The organism is Pseudomonas sp. 05N434, from assembly GCF_056396965.1.
In genome coordinates this window covers 22,152-33,610 of record NZ_JBFTMK010000108.1, presented here as the reverse complement: position 1 = coordinate 33,610, position 11,459 = coordinate 22,152, and the positions used below count along the sequence as shown (strand labels likewise).

The following is an 11,459-nucleotide window of genomic DNA, read 5'->3' as shown; positions in this document are numbered from 1 at the left end:
ACCGCGTTATCGTTCATCGCCAGCAAGCCGGCTCCTACAGGGTCAGGCGTCGATCAGACGCCCAGGTAATCCAGGATTCCTTCGGCGGCATTGCGGCCTTCGAAGATCGCCGTCACCACCAGGTCGGAACCGCGCACCATGTCACCACCGGCGAAGATTTTCGGGTTGCTGGTCTGGTGCTTGTACTGGCCTTGCTCCGGCGCCACGACGCGGCCCTGGCTGTCGGTCTGGATGCTGAACTGCTCGAACCACGACGCCGGGCTTGGACGGAAACCAAACGCGATGACCACGGCGTCGGCCGGGATGATCTCTTCGGAACCCGGGATCGGCTCGGGGCTGCGACGGCCACGGGCATCCGGCTCGCCGAGACGGGTCTCGACCACCTTCACGCCTTCGACACGGTCTTCTCCGACGATTGCGATCGGCTGGCGGTTGTAGAGGAATTTCACGCCTTCTTCCTTGGCGTTCTTCACCTCTTTGCGCGAGCCCGGCATGTTCGCTTCGTCACGACGATAGGCACAGGTCACCGCCTTGGCGCCCTGACGAATCGAGGTACGGTTGCAGTCCATCGCCGTGTCGCCGCCGCCCAGCACCACCACCTTCTTGCCTTTCATGTCGACGAAATCTTCCGGCGACTTTTCAAAGCCCAGGTTGCGGTTGACGTTGGCGATCAGGAAGTCCAGCGCGTCGTGCACGCCTGGCAGGTCCTCGCCGGCGAAGCCGCCCTTCATGTAGGTGTAGGTGCCCATGCCCATGAAGACCGCATCGAACTCTTCGAGCAGTTGTTCCATGGTCACGTCCTTGCCCACTTCGGTGTTCAGGCGGAACTCGATGCCCATGCCGGTGAAGACTTCGCGGCGATTGCTCAGCACGGTCTTTTCCAGCTTGAACTCGGGAATGCCGAAGGTCAGCAGACCGCCGATTTCCGGGTTCTTGTCGAACACCACCGGCGTCACGCCGCCACGCACCAGCACGTCGGCACAGCCCAGGCCCGCAGGGCCCGCACCGATTACCGCAACACGCTTGCCAGTCGGCTTGACCTTGGACATGTCCGGGCGCCAGCCCATGGCGAACGCGGTGTCAGTGATGTACTTCTCGACCGAACCGATGGTCACCGCACCGAAACCGTCGTTGAGGGTGCAGGCACCCTCGCACAGACGATCCTGCGGGCACACCCGGCCGCAGACTTCCGGCAGGGTGTTGGTCTGGTGCGACAGCTCGGCGGCCTGGAGGATGTTGCCCTCGGCCACCAATTTGAGCCAGTTGGGAATGAAGTTGTGCACCGGGCACTTCCATTCGCAATACGGGTTACCGCAGCCCAGGCAGCGGTGGGCCTGGTCGGCCGACTGCTGGGGTTTGAACGGTTCGTAGATTTCCACGAACTCTTTCTTGCGTTGACGCAACAGTTTCTTCTTCGGATCCTTGCGCCCGACATCGATGAACTGGAAGTCGTTATTCAGACGTTCAGCCATTGTTAAAACCTCATCAAACTCTTCAGGCGCATATCACTGCGGGTTGGCACGGGTGCTGGAAAGCAACGATTTCAGGTTGGCAGCCTTGGGCTTGACCAGCCAGAAACGACGCAGATAGTCATCGAGGTTTTCAGCGAGGTTACGACCCCACTCGCTGTCGGTTTCCTCGACGTATTCGTTCAGCACGCGTTGCAGGTGGCTGCGATAGGCTTCCATCGCCTCACCGCTGATCCGCTGGATTTCCACCAGTTCGTGGTTGACCCGGTCAACGAAGGTGTTGTCCTGGTCGAGCACGTAGGCGAAACCACCGGTCATGCCTGAGCCGAAGTTGTAACCGGTCTTGCCCAGAACGCAGACGAAACCACCGGTCATGTACTCGCAGCAGTGATCGCCTGTGCCTTCCACCACAGTGTGAGCACCGGAGTTACGCACCGCGAAACGCTCGCCAGCGGTGCCGGYGGCGAACAGCTTGCCGCCAGTGGCGCCATACAGGCAGGTGTTGCCGATGATGGCACTGTCCTGCGTCTTGTAGAGGCTGCCTTTCGGCGGAACGATGACCAGTTTGCCGCCGGTCATGCCTTTGCCGACGTAGTCGTTTGCGTCGCCTTCCAGGTACATGTTCAGGCCACCAGCGTTCCACACGCCGAAGCTCTGACCCGCCGTCCCTTTGAAGCGGAAGGTGATCGGCGCGTTGGCCATGCCCTGGTTACCGTGTTTGCGGGCGATTTCACCGGAGATCCGCGCGCCGATGGAACGGTCGCAGTTGCAGATATCCAGGGCGAAATCGGCACCGCTCAGGTCGTTGATTGCCGAGGTGGCCATGTCGACCATTTTCTCGGCCAGCAGGCCTTTGTCGAACGGCGGGTTGCGGTCGACCTGGCAGAATTGAGGCTTGTCTGCCGGGATGTGATCGCTGCCGAGCAACGGAGTCAGGTCCAGGTGGTTCTGCTTGGCGGTCTGGCCTTCGAGGACTTCCAGCAGATCGGTACGACCGATCAGCTCTTCGAGGGAGCGCACGCCCAGCTTGGCCAGCCACTCACGGGTTTCTTCGGCGACGTAGGTGAAGAAATTCACCACCATGTCGACGGTCCCGATGTAGTGATCCTTGCGCAGCTTCTCGTTCTGRGTCGCAACGCCGGTGGCGCAGTTGTTCAGGTGGCAGATGCGCAGGTATTTGCAGCCCAGGGCGATCATTGGCGCGGTGCCGAAGCCGAAGCTTTCAGCRCCGAGAATGGCTGCCTTGATCACGTCGAGGCCGGTTTTCAGGCCACCATCGGTTTGTACCCGGACTTTGCCGCGCAGGTCGTTGCCACGCAGGGTCTGGTGGGTTTCGGCCAGGCCGAGTTCCCACGGTGCGCCCGCGTATTTGATCGAGGTCAGTGGCGATGCACCGGTGCCGCCGTCGTAGCCGGAGATGGTGATCAAGTCCGCGTAGGCCTTGGCCACACCAGCCGCGATGGTGCCGACGCCCGCTTCTGCCACCAGTTTCACCGAAACCAGCGCATTCGGGTTGACTTGTTTCAGGTCGAAAATCAGCTGCGACAAGTCTTCGATCGAATAGATGTCGTGGTGCGGCGGAGGCGAAATCAGGGTCACGCCCGGCACTGCGTAACGCAGCTTGGCGATCAGACCGTTGACCTTGCCGCCTGGCAACTGACCACCTTCGCCGGGCTTGGCACCCTGGGCGACTTTGATCTGCAGCACTTCGGCGTTGACCAGGTATTCCGGGGTCACGCCAAAGCGGCCAGTGGCGACTTGCTTGATTTTCGAGCTCTTGATGGTGCCGTAGCGCGCCGGGTCTTCGCCGCCTTCGCCGGAGTTCGAACGCGCACCGAGGCGGTTCATGGCTTCGGCCAGGGCTTCGTGGGCTTCCGGCGACAGGGCGCCCAGCGAAATACCAGCGGAGTCGAAGCGCTTGAGCACCGACTCCAGAGGCTCGACTTCGCTGATGTCCATCGGCGTGTCGAGGGTCTTGACCTTGAGCAGGTCGCGGATCATCGACACCGGGCGGTTATCCACCAGTGACGTGTATTCCTTGAACTTGCTGTAGTCGCCCTGCTGCACTGCGGCTTGCAAGGTGTTGACCACGTCAGGGTTGTAGGCGTGATATTCGCCACCGTGGACGAACTTCAGCAGACCGCCTTGCTGGATCGGCTTGCGCGGGCTCCAGGCTTCAGCCGCCAGGGCTTTCTGCTCGGCTTCGATGTCGACGAAGCGTGCACCCTTGATGCGGCTTGGCACACCACGGAAGCTCAGTTCGCAGACTTCTTCGGACAGACCGATGGCCTCGAACAGCTGTGCACCGCGATACGACGTGATGGTCGAGATGCCCATCTTCGACAGGATCTTGAGCAGGCCCTTGGTGATGCCTTTGCGGTAGTTCTTGAACACCTCATAGAGGTCGCCCAGCACTTCACCGGTGCGGATCAGGTCACCCAGCACTTCATAGGCCAGGAACGGGTAGACCGCCGAGGCGCCGAAACCGATCAGCACCGCGAAGTGGTGTGGATCACGAGCGGTCGCGGTTTCCACCAGAATGTTGGAGTCGCAACGCAGGCCTTTTTCGGTCAGGCGATGGTGCACGGCACCGGTCGCCAGCGAAGCGTGGATCGGCAGCTTGCCCGGAGCAATGTGACGGTCACTCAGTACGACCTGGGTGCGACCGGCGCGAACGGCTTCTTCAGCCTGATCGGCGACGTTACGCACCGCGGCTTCGAGACCGACACTCTCGTCATAGTTGAGGTCGATGATCTGACGCTCGAAGCCTGGGCGATCGAGGTTCATCAGCGAGCGCCACTTGGCCGGAGAAATGACCGGCGAGCTGAGGATCACGCGCGAGGCGTGTTCCGGCGACTCCTGGAAGATGTTGCGCTCGGCACCGAGGCAGACTTCCAGCGACATGACGATGGCTTCGCGCAGCGGGTCGATCGGCGGGTTGGTGACCTGCGCGAACTGCTGACGGAAATAGTCGTACGGCGTGCGCACGCGCTGGGACAGCACGGCCATCGGCGTATCGTCGCCCATCGAGCCGACGGCTTCGTAGCCTTGCTCGCCGAGCGGACGCAGCACCTGGTCGCGCTCTTCGAACGTGACCTGGTACATCTTCATGTACTGCTTGAGCTGGTCGACGTCGTAGAACGCTGAACCGTGGTCGTTGTCTTCCATGGTCGCCTGAATGCGTAGGGCATTCTTGCGCAGCCATTGCTTGTACGGATGACGGGACTTCAAGCGGTTGTCGATGGCGTCGGTGTCGAGGATCTGACCGGTTTCGGTGTCCACGGCAAAGATCTGGCCCGGGCCGACACGCCCCTTGGCGATCACGTCCTCAGGCTGGTAGTTCCAGACACCGATTTCCGAGGCCAGGGTGATGAAACCGTTCTTGGTGGTCACCCAACGCGCCGGCCGCAGGCCGTTACGGTCGAGCAGGCACACCGCGTAGCGACCGTCGGTCATTACCACGCCGGCCGGGCCGTCCCACGGTTCCATGTGCATCGAGTTGTATTCGTAGAACGCACGCAGATCCGGGTCCATGGTTTCGACGTTCTGCCACGCAGGCGGGATGATCATCCGCACGCCACGGAACAGGTCGATGCCACCGGTGACCATCAGCTCGAGCATGTTGTCCATGCTGGAGGAGTCGGAACCGACACGGTTCACCAGCGGGCCGAGTTCATCCAGATCCATCAGATCATTGGTGAACTTGGTGCGACGGGCCTGCGCCCAGTTGCGGTTGCCGGTGATGGTGTTGATTTCGCCGTTGTGGGCAAGGAAGCGGAACGGCTGCGCCAGCGGCCATTTCGGCAGCGTGTTGGTCGAAAAGCGCTGGTGGAACACGCAGATCGAAGTTTGCAGGCGTTGGTCGCTCAGGTCTGGATAGAAGGCGGTCAAATCCGCCGGCATCATCAGGCCTTTGTAAATAATGGTCTTGTGGGAAAAGCTGCAGATGTAGTGATCGACATCGGCGGCGTTGGCCACGGACGAACGACGACGGGCGCTGAACAGCTTGATCGCCATGTCCTGATCGCTCAGGCCTTCACCACCGACGAACACTTGCTCGATCAGCGGCAGGCGCTCGAGGGCCAGGCGGCCGAGGACGCTGGTGTCGATCGGCACTTTGCGCCAGCCGACCAGGGTCAGGCCTTCGGCCAGGATTTCGCGGTTCATGTTCTCGCGAGCGGCTTCGGCTTTCACCGGATCCTGGTTGAAGAAGACCATGCCCACGGCATATTGCTTGGGCAGTTCGACGCCAAAGGTTTCCTGGGCGATGGCACGCAGGAACACATCCGGCTTTTGAATCAGCAGACCGCAACCGTCACCGGTCTTGCCGTCGGCGTTGATCCCACCGCGGTGGGTCATGCAGGTCAGGGCCTCAATGGCCGTTTGCAAAAGGGTATGACTGGGCTCGCCCTGCATATGGGCTATCAGGCCAAAACCGCAGTTATCCTTGAATTCATCTGGTTGGTACAGACCTGCTTTCATAGACACTTTCTCACCAGGCTGCCTCTTACCGAGGCAAATTTCTTTTCAATTCAACCAGTTACCATCCACGCCGAACGTACGCCAGCTTTGCGGGGCAAAAGGGAGGTCATTGTACACACCGACACAGAGGCTCACAAATTTGACGACGAAATGTCGCAAATCTATGTCGCATTTGTGAAAGGTTTAAAGCGATATGCTGTGCTAGTCAAAACTTTTTTAATTTTGACCGCAGCGACTCAAAGACTACTGTGACGCAGACACCACAAGGCACGCGGTCTATAGAGACAGCGCGCGCACTTGTAGAAATTTTGAGGTGCTTGGAGAGGCGGCCTGGGTAAGGCCGCCGAATCTTCAGCGAGTTGTTGCCAGTTCCTGTTGGACGCTGGCGACAGTGCGAGGCCAAGGTTTACCAGCCTGAACCTTCGCTGGCAAGGCCTTGATGGCAGTAACGGCTGCATCGCGGCTGGCGAAGCTACCGTAGGTGATGACGTAAAGCGGCTTGCCGTTGAGCACTTTCTTGAAATAACGGTACTCGCCGCCCTGCTCCTTGACGAAGTTTTGCGCGGTCGATTCGGAGCTGGTGCCAAGGATCTGCACTACATAGCTGCCCGGTGCCTGGCCTGCGTACCAGCTGCCACCAGCGGCTTTGGCCACGGTAGCTGGCTTCTCGGCGGGTTTGGCCACGACGGCCGGCTTGGCGGGCGCTGGAGCCGGTTTGGCAGCCGGTGCAGGCGCTGGCGCTGGCTTGGCCACAGGCGCGACAGGCTTGGCGGTCGCGACTTGAGTCGGCGCAGGCGTCGGCTTGGCAGCCGGTGTCGGCGCGGGCCCCGCTGGAACGCCTGCCGGTGGCGCAGTGGTGGTCACGGTCGGCGGTGTGGCGCTGGAGCCTTCGACCGGTACGCCATCATCGCCTTCGGTAATGCCTCCAGCCGCTTCGGCCAACGGACCACGCATCACTGGCTGCGAGTTACCGACCAACGGCAATGGCATCGGTTGCGTATTACCGGCGAACTCCACGGAGGGAGCGCCTGCACTGTTAGGTTTTGGCGTGCCCTGGCCCAGCGGCAGTTGTGCCTGTTCGTTGGCAGGCGCGCCGGTGGTCGGTGCTTTGTTGCGACCTGGCATCAACCAGGCGGCAGCTACCGCGACCACGACGACGGCGGAAATTGCCAATACGTGTTTCTTCGGCATGTTGAACCCCATACTTGGACGCTTGACCGCTGAGCGGCTGGCAATCATGGCTTCGATCATTGCATCGCGGGCGACCTGGTTGATGTTGCCAGGCCAACCGTCGGAGCTTTCGTGAATATCAGAGATCTGATCCGCGGTGAAAAGTTCGATTCCCCGGCCAGCACCTTCAAGACGCTGATCCAGATATTCGCGGGTTTCTTCTTCGGTGTAGGGCTGCAATTCGATGACGTGAAAACGCTCTTCCTCGAGGCTCAGCGCATCAAGTTGAGCAATCAGCGAGGACTCACCGAACAGGAATACATGCGGACGACCTTCCGGCGCGCCGGCAGCCAGGGCCAACAAGGCTTCCAGTGCAGACTCGTCGAGTTGCTCGGCGTCATCCACCAGCAAATAGACTTCCTGCCCCGTGAGCGCAAGCTGCACCACTTGAGCCAGGATCGCACCGATCTCGGCCTGAGCAACGTCCAGCGCCTGAGCCACTTGATTCAGCACGCCAGCGGCGTCGCCGGCGCCACGGGCGGAAACCACCACGCTCTGCACTGACTGTTTGTTGGTGCTGGCTACCAGGGCCTGACGCAACAGGGTTTTGCCGCTGCCTTGCGGACCGGTGACCACCAGCAGCAACTGGCTGTAGCGAGCCAGGTGGTGCAACTGGCCCAGCACCGGCTTGCGCTGGGCCGGGAAGAATTTGAAGCCAGGCACCCGTGGAGCGAAAGGGTCATGACTTAACTGGTAATGGCCGAGGAAAGCCTCGTCGGCATGCAAACTAGTCATCGGGATCTTATTAACCTTTAAGCTGAGCCAGGGCGCGGTAATCCGCTCCCAGCGTGGCCTGTAAAACCTCTTTCGGATAATCGTCGGTCACCACCGCTTCGCCCATGTGGCGCAGCAGCACCAGGCGCAAACGACCGTCGATCACTTTCTTGTCAATTGCCATGTGTTCGAGAAAATCGGCTTCAGTCATCTCTTCCGGCGGGATGACCGGCAGGCCGGCGCGCTGGAACAGGCGAATACCGCGATTACGCTCCTCTTCGCTGATCCAGCCCAGCCGCGCGGACATGTCCAGAGCCATCACGGTGCCAGCAGCGACTGCTTCACCATGCAACCAGACACCATAGCCCATATGGGTTTCGATCGCGTGGCCGAAGGTATGCCCCAGGTTCAACGTGGCACGCACGCCAGTCTCTTTCTCGTCGGCACCCACCACTGCCGCCTTGGCCGCACAGGAACGTTCGATAGCGTAAGTCAGGGCGACCTGGTCCAGGGCGCGCAGGCGATCGACGTTTTCTTCGAGCCAGGTCAGGAATGGCTCGTCACAGATCAGCCCGTACTTGATGACTTCCGCCAGCCCGGCAGACAGTTCGCGGGCCGGCAGTGTATTGAGGGTGGCGGTATCGATCAGCACCACGTTGGGCTGATAGAAGGCGCCGACCATGTTCTTGCCCAGCGGATGATTGATCCCGGTCTTGYCGCCCACCGAAGAATCTACTTGCGACAGCAACGTGGTCGGCACCTGGATGAAATCGACGCCTCGCTGGTAGCAGGCCGCGGCAAAACCGGCCATGTCACCGATCACGCCGCCACCGAGGGCAATCACCGTGGTGCGACGGTCGTGCCGAGCAGTCAGGAGGCCATCGAAAATCAGTTGCAGGGTTTCCCAGGTCTTGAAGGCTTCGCCATCGGGCAGCACCACGGAAATGACCGAGAACTGCGCCAGACTGCGGGTCAGACGCTCGAGGTAGAGCGGCGCGACGGTCTCGTTGGAGATGATCGCCACCTGCCGCCCGCGGATATGCGGGGCTAGCAGCTCAGGCTTATCCAACAAACCTTCGCCAATATGAATCGGGTAGCTGCGCTCGCCTAGATCGACCTTGAGTGTCTGCATGTGTCCCCACAGTGAAGATGGAATCAGGCGTCCTGCCTTGAGTTTACGAATTCCATGGCGTCTGCTGGTGTGACGCCGTCCGGTAATCATCCGCCACAACTTTGAGCGGCTGCGACAGGACGCCGAGGATAGCGCATTTCGCCCCGTGCATTAACGGGGCGGCAGCTGCTGCAAGCGTTCGAGAATATCGAGCACCACCATCCGCGGTGGCCGCTCATCGGTTTCCACCACCAGGTCGGCGATTTCCCGATACAGCGGGTCACGGATCGCAAGCAAGTCCCGCAGGGTCTTGGCCGGATCGGCGGTACGCAGCAGTGGCCGATTGCGATCGCGAGCCGTTCGGCCCACTTGCTGCTCGACAGACGCGTGCAGATAGACCACCCGACCACCGGCGTGCAGCGCCCGACGATTGGCCTCGCGCATTACCGCTCCGCCACCGGTCGCCAACACCACGCCGTCGGACGCGCACAGCTCGGCAATCATCGCCTGCTCGCGGTCACGAAAGCCCGGTTCGCCTTCTTTATCGAAAATCCACGGGATATTGGCGCCCGTGCGCAATTCAATTTCCTTATCGGAATCTTTGAACGGCAGGCGCAGCTCTTTGGCCAGCAACCGGCCGATGGTGCTTTTTCCAGCCCCCATCGGTCCAACAAGAATCAAATTTCGCACAGAATCAATGACTCACAGCAATCGCCTGATTGTTCATGATACGCGGAGTGAGAAATACCAGCAGCTCGGATTTTTTCTCCGAAACCACGTCACGCCGGAAAAGGCGGCCAAGATACGGCACATCACCGAGAAATGGCACCTTATCTACAACCTTGCTCTGAGTATTTGAGAAAACCCCACCAATCACGATGGTCTCGCCGTCGTTGACCAATACCTTGGCGTTGACCTCGTTTTTCTTGATCGGCGGTACATCCTGCACTTTGTTCAGGTAGTCCGGTTCGTCCTTGGTGACCTTGACCTCCATGATGATGCGGTTGTCCGGGGTGATCTGCGGTGTCACTTCCAGCGACAGCGAAGCCTCCTTGAACGACACTGAAGTGGCACCGCTGGAGCTGGCTTCCTGATAGGGGATTTCGGTGCCCTTGAGGATTTTCGCGGTTTCCTTGTCTGACGTGACCACCTTGGGCTGCGAGACGATTTCCCCGTTGCCGGTTTTTTCCATGGCCGTCAGCTCAAGGTCCAGCAGCACATTGTCGGTAATGAAGGCGATGCCGATCCCCGAGGTGTTGGAGGAAGTCCCAAGGTCGACGAACGGCGAGTTGGTGCTGGTGCTGCCCGGCGTGCCGACGGTGGTCGAAGAGCCGTTGACCCCGGAGCCGTTCCAATTACCCTTCTGCACCGAACCGCCCCAGCGCACACCGAGGCTTTTGTCGTAATCGACGTTGGCTTCAACGATGCGCGCCTCGATCATCACCTGACGCACTGGAATATCCAGCTGTGCAACCCTGATCCCACGGCACATTCTGCAGGCGCAACGTGATGCCGCCCTGCACCGTGTCACTGGCCACCAGATTGAGGTTGGTGAAATCGGCGATCAATTGCAGCACCGAGCGCACATCGATGTCCTGGAAATTCAACGAGAGCTTTTCGCCGCTGTAGGCAAAACGTTCGGCGTTGCGTTTTTGCAAGTCATCGACAGTCATCGGCCGGATGCTGATGGTCAGTTTGTTATCGGTCTGGTAGGTCGAATAATCGAAGGCGCCGCTGGGCTCGATGCTGATGATGGCCCGGTCGCCCGTGGCGCTGGCGTTGACGAACTGCACCGGGGTAGCGAAATCCTTGACGTCGAGGCGTACGCGCAACCGCTCAGGCAATTGGGTTTTGGTGAAGCCGACGATGATCTTGCCATCGCGCTCCTGAATGTCCGGGGCAATGGATGGATCCGACAGATCGATAACCACGTTACCTTCACCCTGGGTGCCGCGCTGGAAATCCACGCCACGAATAGCCTTGCCCACGGGAGCACTGGCTCTGGCGGGTGCGGGTACCGCCGTGGCCGCGCGTGGTGCGCTGGCAATCGGTTTGGACGCCTTGTTACCGGCCGCCTGCCCGACGACCACGAAGAGGTTGTTGCCTTCGACACGTGCGCTATACGGAGTCAGTTGAGTCAGACCGATGATCAGCCGCGTGCGGTCCTTGGCTTCCACCACCGTGGCGCTGCGGGCATTGCCGCCGCCCAGGTCACGACTCTTGTTCGCCAGCTGACTGGTAACTCCCGGCAAATCCAGCGCAATCCGCGCAGGCTGCTCAGTCGTATAGCCATGAGGCTGCGGTGGCGGCCCGTCGAACGACAACTTCAGCTCGACACGGTCACCAGGCAGCGCGGCGACATCCAGCGCTTTGAGGTTGGCCGCCTGCACCAACGGCGACAGAAACGCTATCCATAGCGAAATACCGAAGGTTGAGAAAATCCTGTTCATTGT

At 60.4% G+C, this 11,459-nt stretch carries 5 protein-coding genes and 1 pseudogene; all 6 read right to left on the bottom strand.

The window, feature by feature from the left end; all coding sequences use genetic code 11:
- Positions 1-53: 53 nt before the first annotated feature.
- The gene (locus AC1DLB_RS09845) at positions 54-1,472 is read right to left on the bottom strand and encodes an FAD-dependent oxidoreductase (RefSeq protein WP_007936832.1); all 1,419 of its coding nucleotides are present in this window, start codon (positions 1,470-1,472) and stop codon (positions 54-56) included.
- 33 nt (positions 1,473-1,505) lie between these two features.
- Positions 1,506-5,951: a glutamate synthase large subunit gene (gene gltB / locus AC1DLB_RS09840; RefSeq protein ID WP_477784934.1), complete on the bottom strand. Its 4,446-nt coding sequence runs from the start codon at positions 5,949-5,951 to the stop codon at positions 1,506-1,508.
- A 351-nt stretch (positions 5,952-6,302) separates the two neighbouring features.
- Positions 6,303-7,916: an AAA family ATPase gene (locus tag AC1DLB_RS09835; RefSeq protein WP_477744140.1), complete on the bottom strand. Its 1,614-nt coding sequence runs from the start codon at positions 7,914-7,916 to the stop codon at positions 6,303-6,305.
- Between the two features lie 10 nt (positions 7,917-7,926).
- Positions 7,927-9,027, bottom strand: a complete 1,101-nt coding sequence (aroB, locus tag AC1DLB_RS09830) for a 3-dehydroquinate synthase (RefSeq protein WP_477784933.1) — start codon at positions 9,025-9,027, stop codon at positions 7,927-7,929.
- A 150-nt stretch (positions 9,028-9,177) separates the two neighbouring features.
- Positions 9,178-9,696, bottom strand: coding sequence for a shikimate kinase AroK (gene aroK / locus AC1DLB_RS09825; RefSeq protein WP_019581860.1), 519 nt, complete (start codon positions 9,694-9,696; stop codon positions 9,178-9,180).
- A gap of 4 nt (positions 9,697-9,700) precedes the next feature.
- Positions 9,701-11,456, bottom strand: a pseudogene (locus AC1DLB_RS09820) (type IV pilus secretin PilQ).
- Positions 11,457-11,459: the final 3 nt, after the last annotated feature.